Origin of the sequence: uncultured Massilia sp. (genome assembly GCF_913773735.1) — a bacterium.
Lineage (GTDB): Bacteria > Pseudomonadota > Gammaproteobacteria > Burkholderiales > Burkholderiaceae_D > Telluria.
In genome coordinates, this window is record NZ_CAJYEB010000041.1 from 1 (window position 1) to 26,097 (window position 26,097).

The 26,097-nt window shown below is 67.3% G+C and carries 23 protein-coding genes and 1 riboswitch; of the genes, 10 read left to right on the forward strand and 13 right to left on the reverse strand.

The genetic code is table 11. From position 1 onward, the window contains the following. Positions 1–32: 32 nt before the first annotated feature. Together QZ749_RS20865 and QZ749_RS20870 are read right to left on the reverse strand one after the other, a co-directional pair. The gene (locus tag QZ749_RS20865; protein WP_296950826.1) at positions 33–1,199 is read right to left on the reverse strand and encodes an MFS transporter; all 1,167 of its coding nucleotides are present in this window, start codon (positions 1,197–1,199) and stop codon (positions 33–35) included. Continuing rightward, the gene (locus tag QZ749_RS20870; RefSeq protein WP_296950829.1) at positions 1,196–1,975 is read right to left on the reverse strand and encodes a DeoR/GlpR family DNA-binding transcription regulator; all 780 of its coding nucleotides are present in this window, start codon (positions 1,973–1,975) and stop codon (positions 1,196–1,198) included. Before QZ749_RS20870 ends, QZ749_RS20865 begins: the two co-directional genes overlap by 4 nt. A gap of 198 nt (positions 1,976–2,173) precedes the next feature. Between QZ749_RS20870 and QZ749_RS20875 the strand changes: the two genes are divergently transcribed. The 3 genes from QZ749_RS20875 (at position 2,174) to QZ749_RS20885 (ending at position 5,645) form a co-directional block, all read left to right on the forward strand. Continuing rightward, positions 2,174–3,244, forward strand: a complete 1,071-nt coding sequence (locus QZ749_RS20875) for a sensor histidine kinase (protein WP_296950832.1) — start codon at positions 2,174–2,176, stop codon at positions 3,242–3,244. A gap of 13 nt (positions 3,245–3,257) precedes the next feature. Further along, on the forward strand, positions 3,258–4,001 hold the full coding sequence (locus QZ749_RS20880) for a LytTR family DNA-binding domain-containing protein (protein WP_296950837.1): 744 nt from the start codon (positions 3,258–3,260) through the stop codon (positions 3,999–4,001). 186 nt (positions 4,002–4,187) lie between these two features. Next, a complete protein-coding gene (locus tag QZ749_RS20885) occupies positions 4,188–5,645 on the forward strand; it encodes a sodium:solute symporter family protein (RefSeq protein ID WP_296950839.1) in 1,458 nt (485 codons plus the stop codon). Between the two features lie 124 nt (positions 5,646–5,769). Here QZ749_RS20885 and QZ749_RS20890 read toward each other — a convergent pair whose 3' ends face one another. Both QZ749_RS20890 and QZ749_RS20895 read right to left on the reverse strand, forming a co-directional pair. Then, positions 5,770–7,140: a glutamine synthetase family protein gene (locus QZ749_RS20890; protein ID WP_296950842.1), complete on the reverse strand. Its 1,371-nt coding sequence runs from the start codon at positions 7,138–7,140 to the stop codon at positions 5,770–5,772. Positions 7,141–7,255: 115 nt separating this feature from the next. Then, complete coding sequence (locus QZ749_RS20895) at positions 7,256–8,026, reverse strand: gamma-glutamyl-gamma-aminobutyrate hydrolase family protein (protein WP_296950845.1); 771 nt, start codon at positions 8,024–8,026, stop codon at positions 7,256–7,258. A gap of 311 nt (positions 8,027–8,337) precedes the next feature. Between QZ749_RS20895 and QZ749_RS20900 the strand changes: the two genes are divergently transcribed. From QZ749_RS20900 to QZ749_RS20910, 3 genes are all read left to right on the forward strand, one after another. Next, on the forward strand, positions 8,338–8,733 hold the full coding sequence (locus QZ749_RS20900; protein WP_296950849.1) for a hypothetical protein: 396 nt from the start codon (positions 8,338–8,340) through the stop codon (positions 8,731–8,733). Between the two features lie 82 nt (positions 8,734–8,815). Beyond that, on the forward strand, positions 8,816–10,270 hold the full coding sequence (locus QZ749_RS20905; protein ID WP_296950852.1) for an NAD-dependent succinate-semialdehyde dehydrogenase: 1,455 nt from the start codon (positions 8,816–8,818) through the stop codon (positions 10,268–10,270). Positions 10,271–10,638: 368 nt separating this feature from the next. Beyond that, the gene (locus tag QZ749_RS20910) at positions 10,639–12,228 is read left to right on the forward strand and encodes a methyl-accepting chemotaxis protein (protein ID WP_296950855.1); all 1,590 of its coding nucleotides are present in this window, start codon (positions 10,639–10,641) and stop codon (positions 12,226–12,228) included. Positions 12,229–12,328: 100 nt separating this feature from the next. On the opposite strand, the gene QZ749_RS20915 is transcribed toward QZ749_RS20910, so the two are convergent. From QZ749_RS20915 to QZ749_RS20955, 9 genes are all read right to left on the reverse strand, one after another. Then, positions 12,329–12,700, reverse strand: a complete 372-nt coding sequence (locus QZ749_RS20915; protein ID WP_296950860.1) for a nucleotide pyrophosphohydrolase — start codon at positions 12,698–12,700, stop codon at positions 12,329–12,331. Beyond that, on the reverse strand, positions 12,697–13,374 hold the full coding sequence (gene can / locus QZ749_RS20920; protein ID WP_296950863.1) for a carbonate dehydratase: 678 nt from the start codon (positions 13,372–13,374) through the stop codon (positions 12,697–12,699). The genes QZ749_RS20915 and can overlap by 4 nt, the downstream gene beginning before the upstream one ends. A 119-nt stretch (positions 13,375–13,493) precedes the next feature. Beyond that, entirely contained in the window at positions 13,494–14,618 is a 1,125-nt protein-coding gene (gene dnaJ / locus QZ749_RS20925) for a molecular chaperone DnaJ (RefSeq protein WP_296950866.1), read from the reverse strand. A 330-nt stretch (positions 14,619–14,948) separates the two neighbouring features. Further along, positions 14,949–16,895, reverse strand: a complete 1,947-nt coding sequence (dnaK, locus tag QZ749_RS20930; protein WP_296950869.1) for a molecular chaperone DnaK — start codon at positions 16,893–16,895, stop codon at positions 14,949–14,951. Positions 16,896–16,992: 97 nt separating this feature from the next. After that, positions 16,993–17,541: a nucleotide exchange factor GrpE gene (gene grpE / locus QZ749_RS20935; protein WP_296950873.1), complete on the reverse strand. Its 549-nt coding sequence runs from the start codon at positions 17,539–17,541 to the stop codon at positions 16,993–16,995. Between the two features lie 593 nt (positions 17,542–18,134). Beyond that, positions 18,135–19,274 (reverse strand): ferrochelatase, encoded by a 1,140-nt coding sequence (hemH, locus tag QZ749_RS20940; protein WP_296950876.1) that lies wholly within the window; start codon positions 19,272–19,274, stop codon positions 18,135–18,137. Positions 19,275–19,374: 100 nt separating this feature from the next. Continuing rightward, positions 19,375–21,039 carry a DNA repair protein RecN gene (gene recN, locus QZ749_RS20945; protein ID WP_296950881.1) on the reverse strand — a complete coding sequence of 555 codons (1,665 nt, stop codon included), beginning with the start codon at positions 21,037–21,039 and terminating at the stop codon, positions 19,375–19,377. Positions 21,040–21,093: 54 nt separating this feature from the next. Further along, positions 21,094–21,996, reverse strand: coding sequence for an NAD kinase (locus tag QZ749_RS20950; RefSeq protein ID WP_296950884.1), 903 nt, complete (start codon positions 21,994–21,996; stop codon positions 21,094–21,096). Between the two features lie 163 nt (positions 21,997–22,159). After that, positions 22,160–23,056, reverse strand: coding sequence for a DUF3667 domain-containing protein (locus QZ749_RS20955; protein WP_296950885.1), 897 nt, complete (start codon positions 23,054–23,056; stop codon positions 22,160–22,162). A 131-nt stretch (positions 23,057–23,187) separates the two neighbouring features. On the opposite strand from QZ749_RS20955, the gene QZ749_RS20960 reads away from it, so the two are divergent. The 4 genes from QZ749_RS20960 (at position 23,188) to gloA (ending at position 25,788) form a co-directional block, all read left to right on the forward strand. Next, a complete protein-coding gene (locus QZ749_RS20960; RefSeq protein ID WP_296950888.1) occupies positions 23,188–23,499 on the forward strand; it encodes a hypothetical protein in 312 nt (103 codons plus the stop codon). Next, positions 23,496–24,806 (forward strand): sorbosone dehydrogenase family protein, encoded by a 1,311-nt coding sequence (locus QZ749_RS20965; RefSeq protein WP_296950891.1) that lies wholly within the window; start codon positions 23,496–23,498, stop codon positions 24,804–24,806. Before QZ749_RS20960 ends, QZ749_RS20965 begins: the two co-directional genes overlap by 4 nt. A gap of 18 nt (positions 24,807–24,824) precedes the next feature. Next, a complete protein-coding gene (locus tag QZ749_RS20970; RefSeq protein WP_296950894.1) occupies positions 24,825–25,256 on the forward strand; it encodes an OsmC family protein in 432 nt (143 codons plus the stop codon). A gap of 118 nt (positions 25,257–25,374) precedes the next feature. Continuing rightward, complete coding sequence (gene gloA / locus QZ749_RS20975; protein ID WP_296950897.1) at positions 25,375–25,788, forward strand: lactoylglutathione lyase; 414 nt, start codon at positions 25,375–25,377, stop codon at positions 25,786–25,788. Between the two features lie 69 nt (positions 25,789–25,857). Then, a riboswitch (FMN riboswitch) is annotated at positions 25,858–25,997 on the forward strand. The last annotated feature ends 100 nt before the right edge of the window (positions 25,998–26,097 follow it).

Below are 26,097 nucleotides of genomic sequence, written 5' to 3' on the forward strand. Positions count from 1 at the left end.
ACGCGTTCAGGCACCGCAAAACAACCGCGGCATCAGCCCCGTTTCACGACACCCGCATTCAGCGCGATCACGATCCCCGACACCGACAGCACGCCCAGCGCCACCGCGATATTGCTGTGCGCCGCGATCGAGCCGATGAGCGGCGGCGCCAGCAGCAGCCCCGCGTAGCCGAGCGTGGCCACCGCCGCCAGCCCGCCGCCGGCCGACATGCCGGGCACGCGCGCGGCCGCCGAGAAGATCACCGGCACCACGTTCGCCGCGCTCAGGCCGACCAGCGCGAAGCCCAGCGCCGACAGCAGGAAGTGCGTGCTCGCCACCGCCAGCGCCAGCCCGGCGCACATGCCGATGCCGCCGGCCGCCATCATGCGCGCCGCGCCGAAGCGCAGCACCAGGCGGTCGCCGGCGAAGCGGCAGGCCGCCATCGTGACCGAGAACGCCGAATAGCCGAGGGCCGCCGATGCCGGATCGGCGCCGGTGCGCTCGGTCAGCAGCAGCGCGCTCCAGTCGACCAGCGCGCCCTCGATGGCGAAGCACAGCAGCGCCAGCAGGCCGAGGAACAGCGCCGGGCCGCGCGGCACGGCGAAGTGGCTGCCGTGCGCGGACGGCGCCGCCGCCAGGATGTGGCGCGCGCACAGCGCCACCGCCAGCGCGACCAGCACGCCGGCCGCCAGCGCGCCGCGGCCGTCGCCGAAGCCGGCGCCGATCACGATGCCGCCGAGGACCGCGCCGAGCAGCCCGCCCAGGCTGTAGAAGCCGTGGAACGACGACATGGTCGGGATGCCGCGCGCGCTCTCGACCTCGCTGGCATTGGTGTTCATCGACACGTCCAGCAGGCCGTTGCTGGCGCCGAAGGCGAAGGCGGCCACGAACAGCGGGACCACGTCGCCCACGTTCATCAGCAGCGCGCTGGTGACGGCGAACATCCAGCCGCTGGCCAGCACCACGGCGCGCGTGCCCCAGCGCCCCGACAGCCAGCCGGACAGCGGCATCGCGGCGATCGCGCCGCCGGCGATCGTCAGCAGCAGGAAGCCGAGCGTGCCGGTGGCGATGCCGGCGCGCGCCTGCACCAGCGGCACGTGGGCGGCCCACAGGCCGATGCCGGCGCCGTTGAGCAGGAACACCAGCGAGATCGCCCAGCGCGCCGCTTCCACGCGTGCCGGCGCCGGCGCCAGCGCGCCCGGTTCGTGCAGCGCCGTCATGCCCTGCCTCCTTCCGCCAGCACGATGTCGGGCGCGCGCTCGGCGCGGCGCAGGCGCGCCAGCACGTCGGGCGCGGCGTCGGCTTCCAGCACCAGTTGGTCGACCTCGGCCAGCGGCGCGATCAGGAACGGCGCCGGCGCCTCCAGGCGCTCGTTCAGCACGGCCACCACGCGCCGGCTGGCCGCGGCCAGCATCGCGCCCTTGACCTCGGCCTCCTCGGCATCGCTGGCGCCCAGGCCACGGTCGGCCTCGACGCTGCAGGCGCCGACCACGGCCAGGTTGACGCGCAGCTTGCGGATCTCCGCCGCCGTGTGCGCGCCCAGCACCGCGCCGGCATGGCCGGAATACGTCCCGCCCAGCAGCATCACGCGCGTGGCGCGCAGGTGGCCCAGCTCGAGCGCGATGCGCGGGCTGTTGGTGATGACGGCGGCGGCCTGCCCGTCCTCGAGCAGGCGCACGAAGGCGAGGTTGGTGGTGCCGGCGTCGACCAGCACGGTGTCGCCCGGCCGCACGCTGCGCGCCAGCGCCCGCGCCAGCAGGCCCTTGCGGGCGGCGTCGGCATCGGCGCGCTGGCCGAAGCTGGGCTCGGCGCGCGTGCGCCGCATGGCGCCGCCATGGACGCGGCGCAGCAGGCCGGCCGCGTCCAGGTCGCGCAGGTCGCGGCGGATGGTGTCTTCCGACGTCTGGAAACGCTGCGCCAGCTCGGCGGCCAGCACCTTTCCCTGCCGGTCGACCGTCTCCACGATCAATTGCCGGCGCTCTTCGGCGAGTTGCATATGGTGTCCTCCTTGAACCTGCACTCTACCGGTTTACGCACGAACATGCAAATTCACGCAAAAACCGGCAATCCTCGGCAGGCCAGCGGGCAGCGTGGCATCGGCCGTTCGTGGCCGCGCAGCCGCGCTTCGTGGCCGCGATTCCGTCATTGGTGCCGGCGCCGCCGCAGGACCGGTTTTCTGCTGCATACTCGCCGGATGGAAGCCAACGACGACCACGACGCCATCCCGACCCACCGCATGTGGCGCATCTATGCCTGCGGCTGGGCCGCCTACCTGCTGCTGCTGGCCCTGGCCCTGCAGTTCGACGGCCTGCGCAAGGGGCACGTGGATTGGCGCTCGATCGCCCAGATGTTCGCCGTCAGCGGCCCGAACGCGCTGTTCCTCGCCCTGCTGTGGCCGCTGGGCGGCTGGCTCGAGCGGCGCGGCCTGTCGGGGGCCCGCATCTTCCTCGTCCACGGCGCCGGCGCGCTGGCCTATGCGGTGCTGTCCTACCTGGTCATGTGGCTGCTGTTCGGCTTCATCAAGCCGCTCGACTGGTACGTCTGGCCGATCCTGTACGCGATGATGACCTATGGCGTGATCGCCGCCCTGTTCCACATGGTGCGCAACAACGCCGCCCGCAAGCGCCAGGCCGCGGCCATGCAGCAGGCGCAGGCCCTGCTGGTGGCGGCCGAGCTGGACGCCCTGCGCAGCAAGCTCAATCCGCACTTCCTGTTCAATACCCTGCATTCGATCATCGCCCTGACGCGGCGCGACCCGGCGGCGGCCGAGACGGCCCTGTTCCAGTTCTCGGACATGCTGCGCTACGTGCTCGACACCGAAAAGACCGGCAACGACCGCGTGCTGCTGGACGACGAGCTGGGCTTCGTGCGCGACTACCTGGAGCTGGAAAGCCTGCGCCTGGGCGCGCGCCTGCGCGTCGACTGGGAGCTCGACGATGCGGCCGGCGGCCTGACCCTGCCCGCGCTGTCGCTGCAGCCGCTGGTCGAGAACAGCATCAAGCACGCGTTCAATCCGCACAGCCGTCCCGGGCGCCTGCTGATCCGCTCGCGCGTCGACGGCGGCGCCAACGCGCTGACGCTGACCGTGGGCGACGACGGCCCCGGCGCCGACCCGGCCGCCGTGCACGCCTCGCGCGGCCTGGGCATCCGCACCGTCGACCGCCGCCTACGGCTCGCCTACGGTCCGCGCGGCGGCCTGGCGATCGCGACGGCGCCGGGCGCCGGCTTCACCGTCACCATGTCGATCCCCCTGCAACCCGCATGAAGGAACCATCCGCATGACTGTCCGCACCGTGTTCATCGCCGAGGACGAGCCGCTGGCGCGCGACGTGCTGCGCGACGCCGTGTATGCGCATCCCGGCCTGCGCCTGGCCGGCGAGGCCGCCGACGGCGCCAGTGCGCTGGCCCGGATCGAATGCATCCGCCCGCAGATCGTCTTCATGGACATCCAGATGCCCGAGATGACGGGCCTGGAAGTGCTGCGCCGCCTGAGCTTCACGCCGGCCATCGTGTTCACCACGGCCTACGACCAGTACGCCGTCACGGCCTTCGAGCTGAACGCCGTCGACTACCTGCTCAAACCCTTTACCCGCGCGCGCTTCGACGCCGCGGTGGCGCGCCTGCTGGAGGCCCCCGCCCCGTCGCGCGAGGCGCTGGGCGCCGCCCTGGATGCGGCCGCGCACCCGGCGCCGGGACGCATCGAGCGCATCCTGGTGCGCGACCGCGGCCAGATCTTCCCGCTGGCCACGCGCGAGATCGCCTACCTGAAGGCCGACGCCAAGTACACGGCGATCACCGCGCGCGGCCAGACCTTCCTGGTCCGGATCGGGATTTCCGAACTGGAGGCGCAGCTGGACCCGGCGCGCTTCATGCGCATCCACCGCTCGGCGCTGGTCAACCTGGATTTCGTCGAGGCGATGAAGGCGGACGACCAGTCGCAACTGGTGATCCGGATGCGCGACGGCGCCGTATTGACGGCCAGCCGGGAAGCATCGAAGGTGCTGCGGGACATGGCGATCTGACGCATCCGGGGGCTCCGGGCGCACCATCGTCGCCCATCGCCGCCCCCGTTTGTGGCATCCCGGCCACCCCGCGCCGACCATCCCGCCATCCCCGCATAAAATCGATCCGCCGGCCGATATCTGCCGCTATAATCCGGAATTTTTCCAGTCCGAAATTCCATCTTCGCCGCCGGGGGCACGCACGCAATGAACACTATCCTGATCTGGTCCGTCGCACTCTACCTGCTCGGCACGCTCGGCCTGGGCGTCTGGGCCGGCTCCCGGATCAAGAACACCGCCGACTTCGCCGTCGCGGGACGCAGCCTGCCGCTGGTCATGGTCATCACGACCACCTTCGCCACCTGGTTCGGCGCCGAGACCGTGATGGGCATCCCGGCCAAGTTCGTGCAGGGCGGACTGGGCGCGCTGGTCGAGGACCCGTTCGGCGCCGGCACCTGCCTGATCCTGGTCGGCCTGTTCTTCGCCGCCCGCCTGTACAAGCTGAACCTGCTCACCATCGGCGACTACTACCGCGCGCGCTACGGCAAGGGCATCGAAGTGTTCTGCTCGGCGGCGATCATCCTGTCCTACCTGGGCTGGGTCGCGGCGCAGATCACCGCGCTGGGCCTGGTGTTCTCGGTGCTGACCGGCGGCGCGATGTCGGAGACGGCCGGCATGATCGTCGGCACGCTCGCCGTGCTGATCTACGTGGTCGTGGGCGGCTTCCTGGCGGTGGCGATCACCGACTTCATCCAGATGATCGTGCTGGTGGTGGGCCTGTCGGTCATCGCCGTGTTCTCGGCCAAGCTGGCCGGCGGCACCGGCGTCGTGATCGACATGGCGCACCGCGCCGACCTCTGGAAATTCCTGCCGGAAGCGAAGTTCACCGACGTCGCCTTCTTCGTCGGCTCGGCCGTGACCATGATGCTGGGTTCGATCCCGCAGCAGGACGTGTACCAGCGCGTGATGTCGGCCAACAGCGCCCCGACCGCGCGCGCCGGCGCCGTGATCGGCGGCGCCAGCTACATCCTGTTCGCCTTCGTGCCGATGTTCATCGTCGCCTGCGCCGTCATCGTGATGGGCAACGATGCGATGGAAATGGCCAAGAACGACTACCAGCGCGTGCTGCCGACCTTCGTGATGACGCAGATGCCGCTGGTCATGCAGATCCTGTTCTTCGGCGCCCTGCTGTCGGCGATCAAGAGCACCTCGTCGGCCACGCTGCTGGCCCCGGCCACCAGCTTCGTCGAGAACATCCTCAAGAACCTGCGCCCGGAAATGAAGGACCGCCAGCAGCTGCTGGCGATGCGCATCACCATCGTGCTGTTCGCCGCCATGGTGCTGGCCTACGCGATCGCGATGCGCGGCACCTCGATCTACGACATGGTGTCCTCGGCCTACCAGGTCACGCTGGTCGGCGCCTTCGTGCCACTGGTGATGGGCCTGTACTGGCAGCGCGCCACCACCCAGGGCGCGATCCTGTCGATCGGCGCCGGCATCGCCACCTGGGTCCTGTTCTTCCCGCAGATTTCCACGCTCGGCGAGGCGTTCCCGGGCCAGCTGGCGGGATTGATCGCGGCGTTCGCCGGCATGATCGCGGGGTCGCTGGCGCCGCAGGTGCTGAAGAACCGCCACGAGGCGCACAAGACGGCGCTCAGCGTGTAAGCGCCGGGCGCGGCCTGGCTGGTGCGCACGGGGTGCGCACCCTACGTGGGGGTCAGCGCCCGGTGTCGATTCTCGAGGGCTCCGACCCCGGTGCTTGCCGGTGCCCGTAGGGTGGGCACGACAATTACACGTGCAGCAGCAGGTGCTCGCGCTCCCACGGACTGATGACCTGCATGAACTCCTGGTGCTCGAGTTCCTTCACCGCCGAGTACACGTCGATGAAGCGCTCGCCCAGGATGTCGCGCAGGCGGTCCTCGCCGCGCAGCAGGCCCAGGGCTTCGGGCAGGCCCTGCGGGAGCTGCACGCTCATCTTGTAGGCATTGCCTTCCACCATCGGCGTCGGCTCGATCTGTTCCGTCATGCCCAGGTAGCCGCAGGCCAGCGTGACGGCCAGCGCCAGGTAGGGGTTGGCGTCGGCGCCGATCACGCGGTTCTCCACGCGGCGGTCCTGCGAGCCCGACACCGGCACGCGGATGCCGACCGTGCGGTTGTCCACGCCCCACTGCAGGTTGATCGGCGCGGCCGTGTGGCGCACGATGCGGCGGTAGGAATTCACGTAGGGCGCGACGATCGCCATCGCCGACGGCATGTATTTCTGCAGGCCGCCGATGTACCAGCGGAACAGCTCGGACGGCGAACCGTCCTCGTTGCTGAAGATGTTCAGGCCGGTCGCGGCGTCGACCACGCTCTGGTGCACGTGCATGGCGCTGCCCGGCTCGCCGGCCATCGGCTTGGCCATGAAGGTGGCGTACATGTCGTGCTTGAGGGCCGCCTCGCGCAGCGTGCGCTTGAAGTAGAACACCTTGTCGGCCAGGCCCAGCGGCTCGCCGTGCTGGAAGTTGATTTCCATCTGGCCGGCGCCGATCTCATGGATCAGCGTGTCGACGTCCAGGCCCATCATGTCGCAGTAGTCGTAGATGTCCTCGAACAGCGGGTCGAACTCGTTGACGGCGTCGATGCTGTAGACCTGGCGGCTGGTCTCGGAACGGCCGCTGCGGCCGATCGGCGCGGCCAGCGGCAGGTCGGGGTCGATGTTCTTGGCGGTCAGGTAGAACTCGAGTTCGGGCGCCACCAGCGGATTCCAGCCCTTCTGCGTGTACAGCTTGAGCACGCGGCGCAGCACGCTGCGCGGGGCGAAGTCGACCAGGCGGCCGTCGGCGAAATAACAGTCGTGGATCACCTGCGCGGTCGGGTCGACGGCCCACGGCACCATCGTGATCGTGCCCGGGTCGGCCTTCAGGATCATGTCGCGGTCGGTGGTCGAGATCGCGCGGTCGAAGGCGTCGTCGGCTTCCGGCGAATTGCCGGTGACGGTCATGCCCAGCACGATTTCCGGCAGGCGCATGCCGCGCTCTTCGGTGAATTTCACGCGCGGCAGGATCTTGCCGCGCGCCACGCCGGTCAGGTCGGGCACCAGGCATTCGATTTCGGTGACTCGCTTGCCGTTGAGCCACTCGTCCATGTCGTTGTAGGAAAAATTGTCGCGGATAGCCATGTTCTTTTCTCTGTTCGTGAATAGGGGCGGGCATGCGCAGGCGCATGCGCCGCGGGAGTGACGATGGAACAGGGAAGCTAGGGAACCGGGCAGACCGCCCATTTTTCGGTGGCGGTCATGCGCTGTCCCGTTTTCTTTCCTGCTTGGCGGCCTGGTAGGCGCGGCAGGCATTGCCGAACGCACCGAACATCTTCATCGAGTGCGGGTTGTGCACGATGCGCCATTCCGGATGCCATTGCACGGCCAGCGTGAAGCCGGGCGCCTGCCCCACGGTGAAGGCTTCCACCAGTCCATCCTCGGCCGTCGCTTCGACCACCAGGCCGGCCGCCAGTTCGTTGACGCCCTGGCCGTGCAGCGAGTTCACGGGAATCTCGTGCGCGCCCAGGATGCCGTGCAGCGTGCCGCCCTCGACCAGCTTGACCTTGTGCGCGTCGCCGTACTGCTCGTCCATGCCCAGCTCGGGGTTCTCGCGGTGGTCGAACTTGCCCGGCACCGCCTGCACCGCCTGGTGCAGGCTGCCGCCCAGCGCCACGTTCATCTCCTGGAAGCCGCGGCAGATCGCGATGATCGGGATGCCCCGCTCCACCGCCGCGCGGATCAGCGGCAGCGTGGTCTGGTCGCGCGCCGGGTCCTGCGGCAGCGACGGGTCGAGCACGTCTTCCGAGTAATAGCTCGGATGCACGTTCGACGCCGAACCGGTCAGCATGATGCCGTCGCACAGGTCGAGCATCGTCTCGAGGTCGAGCGATGCGCCCAGCGAGGGCAGGATCATCGGCGCGCAGTCGGCGCCGAGCACGATGGCGTCGACATACTTGTGCTGGGCCGCGTGGTACGGATGTTCGCCGAAGTCGCGGGTGCAAGCGGGGACGATAACGATCGGGCGCATGGTCTCTACCTTTGTACAGTGGAACGCACGCGGATCCTCGCGAACCGCCCGGGTCCGCATGCGAGTGGCCGTTGTCCCGGCGGGCGAACGCGTCGCCAACGATGCTTTTCTTCCGGGAATCTGCTGGTAAAAGATTTCTTTTCTCAGAAACCAGTAGCAAAATCATAACGCCAACGCGAAAACGATGCCAACACAAACGGACGGCGCCTTGCCGCCGCCGTTCGGGCATACTAGGCTGGCACCGTTGCGCTGCACAGCAAAAAGACGTTTACACATCAAGATTCGTTTACACACCTGCCGCCGGAGCCGCCATGTACCTCGGACGCAAGCTGCTGTTCCTCTTCCTCGTGCCGGCCGCCGTGGTGGCCGCCGCCGCCGCGCTCGCCGCCCTGCACCAGCCGTCCGTGCCGCTGGCGGGATGGATCGCCGGCGGGGCCTTCTGCTACGCGACCTACGGCGTACTCGACTGGCTGGGCGACCTGCTGTTCCAGCGCGTGGCCCCGGTGCGCCCGCCGGCCGGCCGGCAACGCGCCGGCGCGCGGCGCTGGGCCCGCGGCGCCCTGTGGGGCGGGCTGGCCGCCATCGCGCTCGGCGGCGTGGCGGGCGTGGCATGGCTGGCGGGCCTGGGCACGGTCACGCTGCTGTTCGGCCTGGAAACCTGGTTCGTCGACCTGCGCTCCTGCGCGCCGGTCCGCGACTGCGCATGAGCGCACCCGCCGGGTAATCGTCCGGCCCCCCGCCGGCGCTTCGTGCTATCGTGGGCCGCCACCCGCCCGTGACGAGGAGCCCATGCCGACACTCGACGATCCCTCCCTGCTGCGCCAGCAAGCCTATGTCGACGGCGCCTGGTGCGATGCCCTCGACGGCCGCACCATCGCCGTGACCGATCCCGCCACCGGCGCGACGCTGGGCACCGTGCCGCGCATGGGCGCGCAGGAAACGCGGCGGGCGATCGCGGCGGCCCATGCCGCCTGGCCCGGCTGGCGCGCCCGTACCGCGCGCGAGCGCGCGCTGGTGCTGCGCAAGTGGAACGACCTGATGCTGGAGCACGCCGACGACCTGGCCACCATCATGACCCTCGAGCAAGGCAAGCCGCTGGCGGAATCGAAGGGGGAGATCGCCTATGCCGCCGCGTTCTTCGAATGGTTCGGCGAGCAGGCCAAGCGCATCGAGGGCGACGTGCTGGAAGCGCCGGCGCGCGGCCAGCGCATCGTCGTCACGAAGGAGCCGATCGGCGTGTGCGCCGCCATCACGCCATGGAATTTCCCGGCCGCGATGATCGCCCGCAAGGTCGCCCCGGCCCTGGCCGCCGGCTGCCCCATCGTGCTGAAACCGGCCGGCCTGACGCCGTTTTCCGCGCTGGCGCTCGCCGTGCTGGCCGAGCGCGCCGGCGTGCCGAACGGCGTGTTTTCCGTCGTCACGGGAGAATCCGGCGCGATCGGCGGCGAACTGTGCGCGAATCCGATCGTGCGCAAGCTCAGCTTCACCGGCTCGACCGCCGTCGGACGCCAGCTGATGGCGCAGTGCGCGCCCACGCTCAAGAAGCTGTCGCTGGAACTGGGCGGCAACGCGCCGTTCATCGTGTTCGACGATGCGGACCTCGACGCGGCCGTCGAGGGCGCCATCGCCTCGAAATACCGCAACATGGGCCAGACCTGCGTGTGCGCCAACCGCATCTACGTGCAGGACGGCGTCCATGACGCGTTCGCGCGCAAACTGGTCGACGCCGTGGGCCGACTGAAGGTCGGCAACGGCATGGAGGACGGCGTCGTGCAGGGCCCCTTGATCGACGAACAGGCCGTGCAAAAGGTCGAGCAGCACATCACCGACGCGCTGTCCAAGGGCGCGCGCGTCCTGCTGGGCGGCAAGCGCCACGCGCTCGGCGGCACCTTCTTCGAGCCCACCGTGCTGGCCGACGTCACGCCGGCGATGCGCATCGCGGACGAAGAGACCTTCGGGCCGGTGGCGCCGCTGTTCCGCTTTGCCACCGAGGACGAGGCCGTCGCCCTGGCGAACGCTTCCGAATTCGGGCTGGCCGCTTACTTCTACGCGCGCGACGTCGGACGCGTCTGGCGCGTGGCCGAGCGCATCGAATCGGGCATGGTCGGCGTGAATACCGGCCTCGTCTCCAACGAGGTCGGGCCGTTCGGCGGCGTCAAGCAGTCGGGCATGGGCCGCGAAGGCTCCAAGTACGGCATGGACGACTACCTCGTCATCAAGTACGTCTGCCTGGGCGGTATGTGACGTGCGGTGCCGGCCGTGTACAGCTGTTCAGTTACTTCGAAAACAACTAATTGTTCCGCGTCAACGTTAACATGTTGTAAGTTTTCCACATGGCAATCCTGTGATTGTTCTGTAGGACCCTTCCTACTAGAATTTATTCACGACTTGGCCGCCCCCACCCGGTAACCCAGCCCCGTTACCGGTCCCTTCCCGATCCTCCTGGACGGGTCCAGCCAGTGCTTCGACAACACTAACAACCCGGCCATCCGTGCATACCGGATGCGTATTCCCTATTCCCGGGCAGACGATGGAATGCGCCGCAGCCGGATGCGAGTACGTACTTACTTATCACGACATCACGTCAGGGAACGAACATGAAGTTAACAAACATGAAGATCGGTCAGCGCCTCGCCCTGGGTTTCGGCCTGCTCCTGGTACTGCTCATCCTGGTGTCGGTGACCGCCGTCCAGAGCATGAATTCGCTCAATGCGTTGACCGACAAGGTCGTCAACAACGACAACGTCCAGCTCGAAGCGATGAACGCCATGCGTGACGCCCAGCGCCGCATCGCCATCGGCGTGCGCGACATCATCCTGACCGAGGACGAAGCCGGCATGGCCGAGCTGGCCAAGACCGTCGATATCGCCTGGAGCGACTACATGGCCGCGCGCGACAAGCTGGACAAGCTGGTGTCCGATCCGGAGCGCCGCGAACTGCTGGCCCGGATCACCGAGGCGCGCACCAGGGCGACGCCGCTGATCGCCAAGGCGCAGGAACTGGGCCGCGCCAACCAGCTCGAGGCCAGCGTCGCCTACCTGAAATCGGCGGTCGTGCCCGCCGTCAGGGCGTGGCAGCAGACGATCACCGCGATGATCGTCGCCCAGGCCGAGCGCAACCGGGTCGAGCAGGCGCGCGGCCAGGCCGATTTCGAACGGACGCGCCTCGTGCTGGTAGGCGTGACCGTGCTGGCGCTGCTGGTGGCCGTGGCCGTCGGCTGGTTCATCACCCGTTCGATCGTCCTGCCGATGCGCCGCGCCGTGGCCGTGGCCCGGACCGTCGCCGCCGGCGACCTGAGCAGCCACATCGAGGTCGATTCCACCGACGAGACCGGCGAACTGCTGGGCGCCCTGAAGGAGATGAACGCCGCGCTGCAGCACATCGTCGGCCAGGTGCGCAGCGGCACCGAGACGCTGGTCACGGCGTCCGGCGAGATCGCCAGCGGCAACCTCGACCTGTCGAGCCGCACCGAGCAGCAGGCCAGCGCCCTCGAGGAGACGGCGTCGTCGATGGAGGAACTGACGGCGACCGTCAAGCAGAACGCGGAAAACGCGCGCCAGGCCAACCAGCTGGCGCGTTCGGCGTCCGACGTGGCCACGCGCGGCGGGGTGGTCGTCGCCGACGTGGTGTCGACGATGGGCGCGATCCATGCCTCGGCCAGCAAGATCGTCGACATCATCGGCGTCATCGACGGGATCGCCTTCCAGACGAATATCCTGGCGCTGAACGCGGCGGTCGAGGCCGCCCGCGCCGGCGAACAGGGCCGCGGCTTCGCCGTAGTCGCCTCCGAAGTGCGCAACCTGGCCCAGCGCTCGGCCGCGGCGGCCAAGGAAATCAAGGCGCTGATCGGGGATTCGGTGGACAAGGTCGACGCGGGCAGCAAGCTGGTGCAGCAGGCCGGCGCGACGATGGAAGACATCGTCGGCAGCGTGCGCCGCGTGACCGACATCATGGCCGACATCAGCGCGGCCAGCCACGAGCAGGAAGCCGGTATCGAGCAGATCAACACGGCGATCGGCGAGATGGATGCCGTGACCCAGCAGAATGCGGCGCTGGTCGAGGAAGCGGCGGCGGCCGCGCAGGCGATGCAGGAGCAGTCGGACCAGCTGGAGCAGCTGGTCAGCACGTTCAAGCTGGCGGGCGCCGCGGCGGCACGGCCGGCGGTGCGGCGTGCGGCACAGGCGCGTCTAGCCGCGGCGTGATGGCCGATGGTGCGCACGGGGTGCGCACCCTACGCAGGGGTCGGCGCCCGGTGTTGATGTTCGAGGGCTCTGACCCCGGAGTTTGCCGGAGCCGTTTCCGTTATTCGCCGTCCTTGTACTCGTGATACTTGCGCGCGTCGCCGCGCACCTTGTCGGCCGGGTACTTGGCCCGGTTGAGCACCATCTTTTCCTCCACCGCCGCCAGCAGGTCGACGTCCAGCTTGTCGGCCAGGCGCACCAGGTAGACCAGCACGTCGGCCATCTCGTGGCGCACCGCGCGCAGCTTCGCCTCGCCGAGCTCGTCGGCGCCGCCGTGGCGCAGCCACTGGAAGTGTTCCAGCAGCTCGGCCGCCTCCACCGTCAGGGCGGAGGCGAGGTTCTTCGGCGTGTGGAACTGGTCCCAGTCGCGTTCGTCGACGAAGGCGCGCACGATGGCGCGCAGCCGGTCCAGTTCGCCGCCTGGCGCCATCATTCGCGCTCGCCGCCGTCGAGGTAGCGCTGCAGGATCGTGTCCAGCTTCGGCTGGATCTCGTCGTAGGCGCTGACGGTGATGCCGAGGTCGCGCAGCAGGCCGTCGTGCACGCCGTAGACCCAGCTGTGGATGGTCAGGTCCTGGCCGCGCTCCCAAGCGTCGCGCACGACGGTGGTCTGGGCGATGTTGATGACCTGCTCGGCCACGTTCAGTTCCACCAGGCGGTTGGCGGCGGCGGCGCCGGCCACGTTGCCCAGGTACTTGCCGTGCTTGTCGCGCACGTCGCGCACGTGGCCGAGCCAGTTGTCGGCCAGGCCCACGCGGGTATTGTTCAGCGCCGCGCCCACGCCCGAGCAGCCGTAGTGGCCGCACAGGATGATGTGCTTGACCTTCAGCACGTCGACGGCGAACTGCACCACGGTCAGCGCGTTCAGGTCCGAATGCGAGACGACGTTGGCGATGTTACGGTGCACGAACAGTTCGCCCGGCGCCATGCCCAGCAGTTCGTTGGCCGGCACGCGGCTGTCCGAGCAGCCGATCCACAGGTATTCCGGGGCTTGTTGCGAAGCCAGGTCCTTGAAGAAGCCGGGGTCTTGCTCGACCATCGCGGCGGCCCATTGGCGGTTGCGTTCGAACAGGTCGGCGGCGGTCAGGCCGGTGGGGGTTTTTGCCATGTGAGTTCCTATCGTTGGATGCGATCGACGCGCCGTCGATCCGACATTGCCAGACTGGCCACGCGCCAGTCAAAAAAAACCGCCGAAGGCAGTTGCCGTTCAGCGGTTTCGCGGACTTCTTACTCGAAGAAGTCCTTTACTTTATCCATCCAGCCCTTGCTCTGCGGGCTGTGCTTGGAGCCGCCCTCGACCGTGAGACGGTCGAATTCGCGCAGCAGGTCCTTCTGCTTGTCGGTCAGCTTGACCGGGGTTTCCACCAGCACGTGGCAGAACAGGTCGCCGGCATAGCCCGAGCGCACGCCCTTGATGCCCTTGCCCTTGAGGCGGAAGGTCTTGCCGGTCTGGGTGCCTTCGGGGATGGTGAAGGACACCTTGCCGCCCAGCGTCGGCACCTCGATCTCGCCGCCCAGCGCCGCCTTGGAAAACGAGATCGGCATCTCGCAGTGCAGGTCGTCGCCTTCGCGCTGGAACACCTGGTGCGGCTTGATGTGGATCTCGACGTACAGGTCGCCCGGCGGCCCGCCGTTGGTGCCCGGCTCGCCGTTGCCGGACGAGCGGATGCGCATGCCGTTGTCGATGCCGGCCGGGATCTTCACTTCCAGCGTCTTGTTGCGCTTGATGCGTCCGGCGCCGCCGCAGGCCGCGCACGGTTCCGGGATGATCTTGCCGCTGCCATGGCACTTCGGGCAGGTCTGCTGGATCGAGAAGAAGCCCTGCTGCATGCGCACCTGGCCGTGGCCGTGGCAGGTCGTGCAGGTGACCGGGGAGGTGCCCGGCTTGGCGCCGCTGCCGTGGCAGGTGTCGCACTTGTCCCAGCTGGGCACGCGGATCGTGGTGTCGAAGCCGTTCGCGGCCTGCTCCAGCGTGATCTCCAGGTTGTAGCGCAGGTCGGCGCCGCGGTAGACCTGCGGACCGCCGCCACCGCCGCGGCGTCCGCCGCCGAAGATGTCGCCGAAGATGTCGCCGAACGCATCGCCGAAGCCGCCGGCGCCGAAGCCGCCGCCCATGCCGCTGTTCGGATCGACGCCGGCATGACCGTAACGGTCGTAGGCCTCGCGCTTCTCCGGATTGGTCAGCATCTCGTAGGCTTCCTTGACCTCCTTGAACTTCTCTTCCGCTTCCTTGTTGTCGGGATTGCGGTCAGGATGGTATTTCATCGCCAGCTTGCGATAGGCCTTCTTGATGTCTTCTTCCGAAGCACCTTTCGCGACCCCGAGGATCTCGTAAAAATCACGCTTTGCCATTTGTCGGCACCTTGCTGTCTATCGAAAACGTCGAATCACCTGCTACGCGTTGCGCTGCCGCGCGCGACGGTGCTTCGAGTCCTCTTTTACTGAACGAACTGTCGGGTTCCCAGGACCCCGTGCGGTCGACGCTTGCCGGGAACGCGCAGCACAAAACGTATGAGTATACCGTGGGCAACCCAGGCTTGCGCGGCAACGCCGGAAAATACAACGCGCCGAGGGAAAAGGAGAACCGGGGGTTGATGGTCCTGCAAAAAAACCGAGCCGGCCACCAGGACGGTCGCATCGGCTCGGTTCCGTCACGGGACCGTCGCCGGTCCCGTCATGCCATTACTTGGCGTCCTTGACTTCCTTGAAGTCGGCGTCCACCACGTCGTCTTCCTGCTTGGCCGATTCGGCGCCCGGCTGGGCACCGCCCGCCGCGCCGGCCGCACCGGCGGCACCCTGCTGGGCCTGCATGTCGGCGTACATCTTCTCGCCCAGCTTCTGGGCGGCGGTCGACAGGGCAGCCACCTTGGCGTCGATCTCGGCCTTGTCGCCCGACTTGATCGAACCTTCGAGGTCGGCGATCGCGGCTTCGATCTTTTCCTTCTCGCCCGCGTCCAGCTTGTCGCCGTACTCGGTCAGGGACTTCTTGGTCGAGTGGACCAGCGCGTCGGCCTGGTTGCGCGACTCGGCCAGTTCCTTGACCTTCTTGTCCTCTTCCGCGTTCAGCTCGGCGTCCTTCACCATCTTCTGGATCTCGTCTTCCGACAGGCCCGAGTTCGCCTTGATGGTGATCTTGTTTTCCTTGCCGGTGGCCTTGTCCTTGGCGCCGACGTGCAGGATGCCGTTGGCGTCGATGTCGAAGGTCACTTCGATCTGCGGGGTGCCGCGCGGTGCCGGAGGGATGCCTTCCAGGTTGAACTCGCCCAGGCCCTTGTTACCGGCGGCGATCTCGCGCTCGCCCTGGTAGACCTTGATGGTCACGGCCGGCTGGTTGTCGTCGGCGGTCGAGAACACCTGCGAGAACTTGGTCGGGATCGTGGTGTTCTTCTGGATCATCTTGGTCATCACGCCGCCCAGGGTCTCGATGCCCAGCGACAGCGGGGTCACGTCCAGCAGCAGCAGGTCCTTGCGCTCGCCCGACAGCACGGAGCCCTGGATGGCGGCGCCGACGGCGACGGCTTCGTCCGGGTTGACGTCCTTGCGCGGATCCTTGCCGAAGAACTCCTTGACCTTTTCCTGCACCTTCGGCATGCGGGTCATGCCGCCGACCAGGATGATGTCGTCGATGTCCGAGACCTTGACGCCGGCGTCCTTGATGGCGATGCGGCACGGCTCGATGGTCTTGGTGATCAGTTCCTCGACCAGCGCTTCCAGCTTGGCGCGGGTGATCTTCAGGTTCAGGTGGACCGGCGCGCCGTTCGCCATGGCGATGTACGGCTCGTTGATCTCGGTCTGCTGCGACGACGACAGTTCGATCTTCGCGCGCTCGGCCGAGGCCTTGATGCGCTGCAGGGCGATCGGATCCTTCGACAGGTCCAGGCCGTTGATCTTCTTGAATTCGTCGATGATGTAGTCGATCACGCGCTGGTCGAAGTCTTCGCCGCCCAGGAAGGTATCGCCGTTGGTCGACAGCACTTCGAACTGCTTCTCGCCGTCGACGTCGGCGATCTCGATGATCGACACGTCAAAGGTGCCGCCGCCGAGGTCGTACACGGCGATCTTGCGGTCACCCTTGTCGGTCTTGTCCAGGCCGAATGCCAGCGCGGCCGCGGTCGGCTCGTTGATGATGCGCTTGACGTCCAGGCCCGCGATGCGGCCGGCGTCCTTGGTCGCCTGGCGCTGCGAGTCGTTGAAGTAGGCCGGCACGGTGATGACGGCTTCGGTCACTTCTTCGCCGAGGTAGTCTTCGGCGGTCTTCTTCATCTTGCGCAGCACTTCGGCCGAGATCTGCGGCGGCGCCAGCTTCTTGTCGCGCACGCCGACCCAGGCGTCGCCATTGTCGGCCTTGGTGATCTGGTACGGCATCAGGGAGATGTCCTTCTGGACTTCCTTCTCGTCGAACTTGCGGCCGATCAGGCGCTTGACGGCGAACAGCGTGTTCTTCGGGTTGGTGACGGCCTGGCGCTTGGCCGGCGCGCCGACGAGGATCTCGCCGTCTTCCTGGTAAGCGATGATCGAAGGCGTGGTACGCGCGCCTTCGGCGTTTTCGATGACCTTGGGTTGGCCGTTTTCCATGATGGCCACGCAGCTGTTGGTGGTGCCCAGGTCGATACCGATGATTTTGCCCATAATATATTTTCCTTGTTAGTACTTCAGTGTTCGAGATGTGCCGAATATTGGGAAATACCGCTTGCTTTCAAGAGCTTGAAGAAGCCTCAACGCAACATTATTTCGGTGCCGCGGCGGTCACGATGGCCGGGCGCAGCAGGCGGTCGGCGATCATGTAGCCCTTCTGCAGCACGGCGACGACGGTATTGGCTTCCTGCTCGGACGGCACGACGGCCACGGCCTGGTGCTTGTTCGGGTCCAGCTTCTCGCCGGCCGCCGGCATCACTTCGACCAGGCGGTTCTTCTCGAACGCGGCGGTGAGCTGCTTCAGCGTCATCTCGACACCTTCCTTGATCGACTCGACCGTGGGGGCTTCCACTTTCAGGGCCATCTCCAGGCTGTCGCGCACCGGGACCATCGCCTCGGCGAAGCTTTCGATCGCGAATTTATGGGCCTTGGCGACGTCTTCCTGGGCGCGGCGGCGGACATTGTCGGCCTCGGCCTTGGCGCGCATGAAGGCATCGTGGGTCTCGGCCAGCTTGGCTTCGGTCGCACTCAGCTGTTCTTCGAGGCCGGATTGCGCCGGCGCGGCCGTCTGCTGCTCGGCCGCCGGTGCGGCGTCCAGCTCGGGTTGCTTGGCAACATCTTGGTTGTCTTGGTCTTGCATCGAAAAAACTCCTGGAATCAAGGACTTGGCTGATGGATGGGACGGATGCTTTCGTCGTACAGCCCCCCATATGAGGCGATCTCCTACACTTTCAAGGGGAATTGCAACGTCAACATGTGCCGGATAGTCATCTTTTGTTACAACATTTACCAACCGGCAGTCCCTGTCATCAATTACGCATGTCACTATGTTTCCCATAAGACATGTCATATGGGGGAACAGTCATGAAACTGCATCTGATCAGCGGCGCCGTGGTGCTGTACACCCTGTTGACGCTGGCGGCAATCTGCTTCGCCAGGCTGTCGGCGCCACAAAACGTGCCATTTTAACAGCTGAGATGAAAACGACCCGGGCTTGCCGGGTCGGCGGCCGCAGGGCCGGACAGAATGCGCTTCGCGCAGGGAGGACAAGGATGCCCACCCTGGCGAATCGATGTTCAAGACCGGGGGCCGGCGTCCCTTGAACGAGGACACCGACAACCCGGGTCGGGGCCCTTCGAAAGGCAACACCGGCAACCCGGGTCAGGACCCTTCGAAAGGCAACACCGACAACCCGGGTCAGAGCCCTTCGAAAGGCAACACCGGCAACCCGGGTCAGAGCCCTTCCAAAGGCAACACCGGGCTCTGACCCTGGGCTCCCAGCGTCAGCGCATGCTCTCGCCCCACCTGCGCGTCGCGCTTGCGCGCCGCCAGCTGCGCCGGACTGAGCATGGTCGGCCAGCCGATCAGGTGCTGTTCGGCGATCTCGGCCAGGCCGACGATCCAGTCCTGGCCATCGTTCAGGCACGGAATGTAGTGGTATTCCTGGCCGCCGTTCGCTTCGAAATCGTGGCGCACTTCCATGTTGATTTCTTCCAGCGTCTCCAGGCAGTCGCTGGTGAAGCCCGGGCACATCACGTCGAGCCGGCGCACGCCGTCGCGCGCCAGCTGCTGCACGGTCGGCGCCGTGTAGGGCTGCAGCCATTCCGCCTTGCCGAAGCGCGACTGGAAGGTGACCAGGTACTGGTCCGGCCCCAGGCCCAGGCGCGCGGCCAGCAGGCGCGCCGTCTTGTGGCATTCGCAGTGGTAGGGGTCGCCCAGCTGGAGCGTGCGCTTGGGCACGCCGTGAAAGCTCATCAGGAGCTTGTCGCCGCGGCCGTGCGCGTCCCAGTACGCCTCCACCGACTTCGCCAGCGCCTCGATATAGCCGTCGTGGTCGTGGTAGTTGCGCACCAGGCGCAGTTCCGGGACGTTGCGCACCTGCTTGTAGTGGTCGAAGACGGCGTCCCACACCGACGCCGTGGTCGTGCCCGAATACTGCGGGTAGGCGGGCAGCACGACGATGCGCTCGACGCCGCGCGCCTTCAATTCGTCCAGCACGTCCGGCAGCGCCGGCGCGCCGTAGCGCATCGCCATGACGACCTCGACGTCCTGGTGGCCGCGTTCGGCCAGCGTCCGGCCCAGCATGGCGGCCTGGCGCGCCGTGTAGATCTTCAGCGGCGAGCCCTCGCGCATCCAGATCGACTGGTATTTTTTCGCCGATTCGCCCGAGCGGAACGGCAGGATCGCCAGGTGCAGGATCAGCGCCCAGACGGCGCGCGGGATCTCGACGACGCGCGGGTCGGACAGGAACTGCTTCAGGTAGCGCCGCACCGCGCCGCGGGTGGGGGCGTCGGGCGTGCCGAGGTTGACGAGGACGATGGCGCTGCGGGCGACGGTGCCGTGCTGGTGGGGTGGTTCCGGGCGAAAGGGCATGGGAGCGTAGGGACGTGGAGGTGGCCCCATTATAAGTGGGGCCTATTCTATTGCCGAGTTGATATGATCGATCGGTGCGACGGGGACACGAAAACCGGCGTCAGGACGCCAGCAACTCGCGCGCATGCTTGCGCGTGGTCTCGGTGATCTCGATGCCGCCCAGCATGCGCGCCACTTCCTCGACGCGCGCCTTGTTGTCCAGCACGTCGATGCGCGAGACGGTCTTGCCGGCGGCCGTCGTGCCCTTGGCCACCTGGAAATGCTGGTTGGCCTGGCTCGCCACCTGCGGCAGGTGGGTCACGCACAGCACCTGCCGGTCCTGGCCCAGGCGCCGCAGCAGGCGCCCGACGACCTCGGCCACGCCGCCGCCGATGCCGGTGTCGACCTCGTCGAAGATCAGCGTCGGCACCGTGGTCGCGTGCGCCGTGATGACGGCGATCGCCAGCGAGATGCGCGCCAGCTCGCCGCCCGACGCCACCTTGGCCAGCGGCCGCGCGGCCACGCCGGCATGGCCCGCCACCATGAACTCGACCTGTTCCAGGCCGTAGCTGGCCGGCTCGCACGGGTTCAGCGCGACCTCGAAGCGGCCGCCGCTCATCGACAGTTCCTGCATCGCTTCCGACACCTGCGCCGACAGGCGCTGCGCCGCCGCCGCGCGGGTCGCCGACAGCTTGCGCGCCGCGTCCAGGTAGACGCCCTTCGCCTTCTCTTCCTGGCGCTTCAGGCCCTCGACGTCGGAGGCGTCGGCCAGCTGCTGCAGCTTGGCCTTGAGCGCGGCGTGCTCGTCCGGCAGTTCCTCGGGCGTGACGCGGAACTTGCGCGCCGTGCCGTGGATGGCGTCCAGGCGCGCATCGACCTGGGCCAGGCGCTCCGGGTCCAGCTCGATCCTGTCGACGTAGGTGTTGAGGGCGTACACCGCTTCCTGCAGCTGGATGCGGGCCGGCTCCATGCAGTCGAGCACGGCCTGCAGGCCGGCGTCGACGTCGGCCAGCTTGGCCAGCTTCTGGTTCAGCGAGGACAGTTGCGACAGGATCGGCTGCTCCGCCTCCGACAGCGCGTTCAGCGCTTCCTGCGCGCCTTCGATCAGGCTGGCGGCATGCGACAGGCGGCTGTGCTCGTTGCTGATCTCGGCCCATTCGCCCGGCTTGGCGGCGAGCTTGTCGAGCTCGCCCACCTGCCATTCGAGGCGTTCGCGCTCGAGCAGCACGTTTTTCGCGTTGGTCTCGTATTCCTCGCGCTGGCGCGCCAGCGCCTTCCAGCTCTTGTAGGTGGCGGCGACCGCGCGCACCTGCTCGGCGGCGCCGGGATCGCGCACGGCGACCTGGTTGTCGAGCAGCGCGCGCTGGGCGTCGCCCTTGAGCAGCGACTGGTGCGCGTGCTGGCCGTGGATGTCGACCAGCAGCTCGCCCAGCTCGCGCAGCTGGCCGGCGGTGGCGGCGCTGCCGTTGATGTAGGCCTTGGAACGGCCGGCGTTGTCGATCACGCGGCGCAGCAGCGCCCCGCCGTCGTCGAGCGCGAACGCGTTCTGTTCCAGCCAGGCGCGCGCGGCCGGCGTCGGGGCGAAGTCGGCGCTGATGTCGGTCCGGGATGCGCCTTCGCGCACCATGCTGGCGTCGCCGCGTCCGCCCAGGGCGAGCTGGAGCGCATCGATCAGGATCGACTTGCCGGCGCCGGTCTCGCCGGTGAAGACCGTGAAGCCGTTCGAGAACTCGAGCTCGATCGTGTCGACGATGACGAAGTCGCGGATGGTCAGTGTGCGCAGCATGAAGAAACACATCTCCTGTTGGTGCTTTGAACCGATATGGTTGGTGGCGTCGGGCTACCTGGCTTTGGTGTCGCCGGACGGGTTTTCGTTCCAGTGCAGCTTTTCGCGCAGCGTGTGGTAGTAGCTCCACCCTTCCGGATGCAGGAAGGTGATGGTGTCGGGCGAGCGCGAGATGACGATCTCGTCGCCGTGCTGCAGGCTGGCGAAGGTCTGCATGTCGAAGTTCACGCTGATGTCGCGGCCGTTGACGATCTCGACCACGATCTCGCTGCGGTCCGGCACGACGATCGGCCGGTTCGACAACGCGTGCGGCGCGATCGGCACCAGCACGATGCCGGCCAGCGTGGGATGCAGCAGCGGGCCGCCGGCCGACAGCGCGTACGCCGTGGAGCCGGTGGGCGTGGACACGATCAGGCCGTCCGAGCGCTGGTTGTACATGAACTGGCCGTCCACCGACACCTTGAGTTCGGCCATGCCGGCCCCGGTGCCGCGCGAGACGACCACATCGTTGACCGCGACCGAGCAGTGCATCTCGACGCCGCCGCGCATCACCCGCGCCTCCAGCAGCGTGCGCTCCTCGGCGCGCGCCTTGCCGTTCAGGATCTCGCCCAGCGCCGGCAGCATGCGGTCGATCGGGATGTCGGTCATGAAGCCCAGGCGGCCCTGGTTGATGCCGATGAGGGAGACCTGGTAGCGCGCCAGCTGGCGCGCCACGCCGAGCATGGTGCCGTCGCCGCCCACCACGATGGCGGTGGCGCAGTGCTCGCCGATTTCGGCCATCGTCATCGCGTCGATGCCGGCCACCTGCACGTGGACCGCGGTTTCCTGCTCGAACACGACGCGGTAGCCGGCCGCATGCAGGAAGTCGACGATGGCCTTGACCGGCTCGTCGATGCCGGCCGTATTGTGACGCACGACCAGCGCGATGGTTTGTTGCGGTTGGGACGTGACGGACATGGCTCTCGGCGGCAGGGATCAAGGAGACAGAAGATTAACCGATTCGTCCGGCTTCTGCACTATCGCAACTCGGCAAATACTGTACAAACGCACAGTATAGTTGGGCGCATGCGCTTCCTGCAAGCGCGTCGCGCTCCTGCGGCTTGCGACGCGGCGGCCAGCCTCAATGCTGCACGATCATGTACAGCACGCTCACGATCGCGATACCCATGATCACCATGTACGACGTCATCAATACGGACCAGCGCAGGAAGGTCGCGAAGCGCCCGCCGCCATACACGCGGCGCATCGCCATCGGCAGGTACAGCAGCATCCACAGGAACAGCAGCTTGCCCACGGCCGGGGCGAGTCCGCGCGTCAGCACCATCAGGCCCAGCACCAGGAAGGCGAAGGCGTTCGTGTGCAGCGCGAACAGCAGGTGTTCGCCATAGCGCCGCCCCGAGCCGAGGTACAGCAGCTTGAGCAGCAGGGCGAACAGCGGCATCAGCGCGAACACGGCGTAGGGCGCGTAGCCGAAGAACGCCGTCTTGATGTGCTTGCCGTTGTCGCCCGAAAAATTGTCGATCAGGCCGTCCTCGATGCTTTTCAGGCCCTCGAACTTCGCCAGTTCCTCCTTGTTCTTCTGCGCTTCCAGCTCGGCCTGCAACTCGGCGCGCTCGCGCTTGCGCTCCGCGATTTCCTCGTCGCCGACCTGCACGACCGGCATCCCGCCGACCTTCACGCCGGCGATCTCGTGGGTCTCCCCCATGAACTTGAAGATGGCGAAGAAGATCAGGCTGAAGGTCAGGTAGACGCGCAGCGGCTGCACGTAGCGCACGCGCCGGCCCGCCAGGTATTCGAGCGTCAGGCGGCCCGGGCGGAACAGCAGCAGGCCGAGGGTCTTCCACAGCTTGCCTTCGAGCGCCACGTAGTGGCCGATGAACTCGTGCAGGAACTCGTGGATGCTGGGCGGATGCAGCACGGTCTCCTGCCCGCACTGGTGGCAGAAATTGCCGGAGACGGCGGCGGCGCAATTCGGGCAGTCGCTGGCGGCGTGGTGGTCGAGCGCTTCAGTGTTCACGGCAGTTCCGGGCAATCGTCGGGAAAACACCATGGTAATCATTCCATTGCAAAAAAGCATCATCCAATTGCGCGACCGGCTTCTCCGCGAAGTATTAGGATTTCAACAATATCCAGTCATCGGAGGCTGCCATGCCGCAGGAAGAAAAAGACCGGTTCGTGAACACGGACCGCAAGATCGAAGAACAGAGCTACAAGCGCTCGCCGCACGAGCGCGACGAATCGCCGGACGGCCAGGACCAGCGCCCGCGCGGCGTCATGAAGCAGGCCGCCGAAGACCTCGAGCAGGGCCTCGTCGACACCGAGGCGCGCGGCACGCCGGGCATCAGCCAGGCCGTCAACCCGACACCGAAGGACGGCGCCCAGGCCAACCCGCAACCGGACCGCAACCGCGACATGCGCGACCACGACTCGACCATCCCCGACGGAGGAAAGAACCGATGACCCCACGCGCCACCCTGCTGCCGCTGGCGGCCGCCCTGCTGGGCGCCCTCAGCCTGTCCGCTTCCGCCCAGCAGTATCCGGTCGGCTGGGGGCCGAACCCCGCGCTGCCGGCGCCGCAGAAGTCGCTGATCCCGACCCTCAACGTGGCCGAGGCCAAGCCATGGCCGCAGGGCACGCGCCCGGTGCCGGCGCAAGGCCTGGCGGCCACGCCGTATGGAAGCGGCCTGGACCACCCGCGCTGGCTGTACGTGCTGCCCAACGGCGACGTGCTGGTCGCCGAGAGCAACAAGCCGAAGGACGGGCCGAAGGAAGGCGGCATCCGCGCCAAGGTGCAGGGCATGGCGCAGAAGAAGGCCGGCGCCGGCGTGGAATCGCCCAACCGCATCGTGCTGTTGCGCGGCCTGAAGCAGGACGGCACGGCCGAGAGCAAGACCGTGTTCATGCAGAACCTGAATTCGCCGTTCGGCATGACGCTGGTCGGCAACGACCTGTACATCGCGAATGCCGACGCGCTGTGGAAGTTCCCGTACAAGACCGGCGAGACCAGCATCGCGGCCAAGGGCAGCAAGGTGCTCGACCTGCCGGCCGGCCTGAACCACCACTGGACCAAGAACGTGATCGCGTCGCCGGACGGCAAGAAGCTGTACATCACGGTCGGCTCGAACAGCAACGTGGCCGAGAACGGCATGCCGGCCGAGGAAGGCCGCGCCGCGATCTGGGAATACGACATCGCCAGCAACAAGGCGCGCGTGTTCGCCAGCGGCCTGCGCAACCCGAACGGCCTGGCCTTCCAGCCGCAGAGCAAGCTGCTGTGGACCGCCGTCAACGAGCGCGACGAGATCGGCAACGACCTCGTGCCCGACTACATCACCAGCGTCAAGGACGGCGGCTTCTACGGCTGGCCGTACAGCTACTACGGCCAGCACGTCGACGACCGCGTCAAGCCGCAGCGTCCGGACCTGGTCGCCAAGGCGCTCGTGCCCGACTACGCCGTGGGCGCGCACACGGCCTCGCTGGGCCTGGCCTTTTACGACGGCAACCTGATGCCGCAGTACAAGAACGGCGCCCTGATCGGCCAGCACGGCTCGTGGAACCGCAAGCCGCATTCCGGCTACAAGCTCGTGTTCGTCCCCTTCGCCGACGGCAAGCCGAGCGGCCCGCCCCAGGACGTGCTGGGCGGCTTCCTGAGCAAGGATGAACAGGCCTACGGCCGTCCGGTCGGCGTCGCGGTGGCGAAGGATGGCGCCATCCTGCTGGCGGACGACGTCGGCAACATCGTCTGGCGCATCGCGCCAGCCGGCAAATAACTCACCAAGGAGGATGTCATGACGATCAAGCGCAAGGGCAATGCCGTCTGGAGCGGCGGCCTCAAGGATGGCAAGGGCGCCGTCTCCACGCAGAGCGGCGTGCTGCAGGACACCCAGTACGGCTTCAACACCCGTTTCGAAGACGGTCCGGGCACCAACCCCGAAGAACTGCTGGCGGCGGCGCATGCCGGCTGCTTCACGATGGCCCTGTCGGGCCAGCTGGGCCAGGCCGGCATGACCGCGCAGAAGCTGGAAACCAGCGCCACCGTCTCGCTCGACAAGGTCGAAGGCGGCTTCGCCATCACGGCCGTGCACCTGGAACTGGTCGCCACCATTCCGGGCGCCAGCGAGGAAGCGTTCCAGGAAGCGGCGCGCAAGGCCAAGGAAGGGTGCCCGGTGTCGAAGCTGTTCAATGCGCAGATCACGCTGGACGCGAAGCTGCAGGCGTAACGCCGACGTTCATGGTGCGCACGGGGTGCGCACCGCCCCCGCATTCGCGCCGGCACCTGCAAAAATCCGGACGAGCGCATAGAATCGCGGTTTTCCCCACACACGAACAAGGACAACCATGCGCCTCCTGCACACCATGCTCCGCGTCGGCGACCTGCAGCGCTCCATCGACTTCTACACCAAGGTACTGGGCATGAAGCTGCTGCGCACCAGCGAGAATCCCGAGTACAAGTACAGCCTGGCCTTCGTCGGCTACGGCAACAACCCGGACCACGCCGAGATCGAGCTGACCTACAACTGGGGCGTCGACAAGTACGAGATGGGCACCGCCTACGGCCACATCGCCCTGTCGGCCGAAGACATCTATCAGACCTGCGACCAGGTGCGCGCCGCCGGCGGCAACATCACCCGCGAACCGGGTCCGGTCCTGGGCGGCAGCACCGTGATCGCCTTCATCACCGACCCGGACGGCTACAAGGTCGAGCTGATCCAGCGCGCCGACCATGCCGGCGGCGGCGGACTGGCCAGCTGAGCGGTTCCCGGCAGGGTTCGCACGGCCCTGCTACAATCTTCCGGTCCGTGGTGTAACACGGACACTCAGATACGTCTTCGGGGCGGGGTGGAATTCCCCACCGGCGGTATGGCCATCACGGCCGAGCCCGCGAGCGCTTGCAATGCAAGGTCAGCAGACCTGGTGAGATGCCAGGGCCGACGGTATAGTCCGGATGAAAGAAGATGTGCGTCATCACGCGTCCGCGTGCCGCCACGGCATGCGCGGACGCGCCGCTGCGCTTTGCCCTGATGCGTTTTTCGCTAGCTATCGACCATTGCGAGGAGCGTC

Bases quoted from the DNA above. Each gene is read 5' to 3' on its own strand.
- QZ749_RS20885 (WP_296950839.1), top strand. From the start codon at position 4,188: ATGAACACTATCCTGATCTGGTCCGTCGCACTCTACCTGCTCGGCACG.
- can (WP_296950863.1), bottom strand. From the start codon at position 13,374: ATGGCAAAAACCCCCACCGGCCTGACCGCCGCCGACCTGTTCGAACGC.
- QZ749_RS20895 (WP_296950845.1), bottom strand. From the start codon at position 8,026: ATGCGCCCGATCGTTATCGTCCCCGCTTGCACCCGCGACTTCGGCGAA.
- QZ749_RS20970 (WP_296950894.1), top strand. From the start codon at position 24,825: ATGACGATCAAGCGCAAGGGCAATGCCGTCTGGAGCGGCGGCCTCAAG.
- QZ749_RS20950 (WP_296950884.1), bottom strand. From the start codon at position 21,996: ATGTCCGTCACGTCCCAACCGCAACAAACCATCGCGCTGGTCGTGCGT.
- QZ749_RS20875 (WP_296950832.1), top strand. From the start codon at position 2,174: ATGGAAGCCAACGACGACCACGACGCCATCCCGACCCACCGCATGTGG.
- QZ749_RS20865 (WP_296950826.1), bottom strand. From the start codon at position 1,199: ATGACGGCGCTGCACGAACCGGGCGCGCTGGCGCCGGCGCCGGCACGC.
- QZ749_RS20915 (WP_296950860.1), bottom strand. From the start codon at position 12,700: ATGATGGCGCCAGGCGGCGAACTGGACCGGCTGCGCGCCATCGTGCGC.
- gloA (WP_296950897.1), top strand. From the start codon at position 25,375: ATGCGCCTCCTGCACACCATGCTCCGCGTCGGCGACCTGCAGCGCTCC.
- QZ749_RS20905 (WP_296950852.1), top strand. From the start codon at position 8,816: ATGCCGACACTCGACGATCCCTCCCTGCTGCGCCAGCAAGCCTATGTC.
- QZ749_RS20890 (WP_296950842.1), bottom strand. From the start codon at position 7,140: ATGGCTATCCGCGACAATTTTTCCTACAACGACATGGACGAGTGGCTC.
- dnaK (WP_296950869.1), bottom strand. From the start codon at position 16,895: ATGGGCAAAATCATCGGTATCGACCTGGGCACCACCAACAGCTGCGTG.
- QZ749_RS20910 (WP_296950855.1), top strand. From the start codon at position 10,639: ATGAAGATCGGTCAGCGCCTCGCCCTGGGTTTCGGCCTGCTCCTGGTA.
- QZ749_RS20965 (WP_296950891.1), top strand. From the start codon at position 23,496: ATGACCCCACGCGCCACCCTGCTGCCGCTGGCGGCCGCCCTGCTGGGC.
- recN (WP_296950881.1), bottom strand. From the start codon at position 21,039: ATGCTGCGCACACTGACCATCCGCGACTTCGTCATCGTCGACACGATC.
- hemH (WP_296950876.1), bottom strand. From the start codon at position 19,274: ATGCCCTTTCGCCCGGAACCACCCCACCAGCACGGCACCGTCGCCCGC.
- QZ749_RS20900 (WP_296950849.1), top strand. From the start codon at position 8,338: ATGTACCTCGGACGCAAGCTGCTGTTCCTCTTCCTCGTGCCGGCCGCC.
- grpE (WP_296950873.1), bottom strand. From the start codon at position 17,541: ATGCAAGACCAAGACAACCAAGATGTTGCCAAGCAACCCGAGCTGGAC.
- QZ749_RS20960 (WP_296950888.1), top strand. From the start codon at position 23,188: ATGCCGCAGGAAGAAAAAGACCGGTTCGTGAACACGGACCGCAAGATC.
- dnaJ (WP_296950866.1), bottom strand. From the start codon at position 14,618: ATGGCAAAGCGTGATTTTTACGAGATCCTCGGGGTCGCGAAAGGTGCT.
- QZ749_RS20880 (WP_296950837.1), top strand. From the start codon at position 3,258: ATGACTGTCCGCACCGTGTTCATCGCCGAGGACGAGCCGCTGGCGCGC.
- QZ749_RS20870 (WP_296950829.1), bottom strand. From the start codon at position 1,975: ATGCAACTCGCCGAAGAGCGCCGGCAATTGATCGTGGAGACGGTCGAC.